At 72.5% G+C, this 581-nt stretch carries 1 protein-coding gene; it reads right to left on the bottom strand.

Going from position 1 to position 581, the window contains the following annotated elements; all coding sequences use genetic code 11:
* Window positions 1-17 precede the first annotated feature (17 nt).
* Window positions 18-581 (bottom strand): FAD-binding oxidoreductase (locus tag ACK4TH_RS13010; protein ID WP_409627046.1); only part of this gene is annotated, 564 nt, incomplete at its 5' end.

The following is a 581-nucleotide window of genomic DNA, read 5'->3' as shown; positions in this document are numbered from 1 at the left end:
CGAGGTTCATTGGTGGTTTACACCCCGTAGGCATCGAAGTGCAGCTGCGAGGGCGCGACGCGCTCGGCGGCGAAGAAAGCCGCGAGGCGGCGCAGCATCGGCGGCGGGCCGGCGGCGTAGACGTCGCGTCCGGCCCAGGCGGTGCGGTTGGCGGCCAGTGCGTCGATGACGGTGCCGACCACTGTGGTGTGCGTCGGCGCAGCCGGCGGCAGGCCGCTTTGCGCCGCCAGGACGACGCGCAGCGCCCGCGCGCGCCCGACGAGGGCGTCGATCTCGTCGAGTGCGTAGAACTGCGAGGCGTCGGCCACGCCCCACACCAGCCACATGTCCCGTTCGGGATCTTGGCGCAGCTGCTGTGCGATCAGCGCATGCACCGGCGCGAAGCCCACGCCGCCCGCGACGAACAGCAGCGGCACGCCAGGCGCCGAGCGCATCGTAAAGCCGCCCAGCGGCCCGCGTGCCTGCAACGTGTCGCCGACCTTCATGTCGCCGAACACCCAAGCGGTGAAGCGGCCGCCCTCGACCCGCCGCACGTGCAACTCGACCCGGCCGGCGCCCAAGCAGCCGGCAGTGCATGCCAA

Origin of the sequence: Tepidimonas sp., from assembly GCF_046292505.1 — a bacterium.
In the GTDB taxonomy this organism is placed as follows: domain Bacteria; phylum Pseudomonadota; class Gammaproteobacteria; order Burkholderiales; family Burkholderiaceae_C; genus Tepidimonas.
Note: the sequence above shows the minus strand (reverse complement) of the source record. Positions and strands in the feature narration are given on the sequence as shown.